The following is a 293-nucleotide window of genomic DNA, read 5'->3' as shown; positions in this document are numbered from 1 at the left end:
ACTTCGGAATCTGGAATTACCTGAAAGGCATCGAAACCATCCCGTATTTCTACCGGTACTTTACGGAAATGTCGCGGGGTTAGAACGGTATCCCCCAAGGCAGGATACTGCCCGGGGATGGGAACCGCACGGGTAAACAGCTACGAGAATTTTTATCCTTTCAATATTATTTGTTCCGGCAGGGGCGGCCCGGGAAAAACATAAACTACATTTGTAGAATTAAAATTATTGTTCTATGTTTGTAGAACAAAATTATCTGCCATGAAACTGTCCCGTACCGAAGAAGCCCTGAT

At 44.7% G+C, this 293-nt stretch carries 1 pseudogene; it reads left to right on the top strand.

Annotated elements, in window-relative coordinates:
- Positions 1-83, top strand: a pseudogene (locus ACRHNM_RS16575) (M20/M25/M40 family metallo-hydrolase); the annotation flags it as partial.
- Between the last annotated feature and the right edge of the window lie 210 nt (positions 84-293).

This window comes from Psychroserpens mesophilus, from assembly GCF_050617655.1.
Classification (GTDB): domain Bacteria; phylum Bacteroidota; class Bacteroidia; order Flavobacteriales; family Flavobacteriaceae; genus Psychroserpens; species Psychroserpens mesophilus_A.
This window is presented reverse-complemented; position numbering and strand designations above follow the sequence as displayed.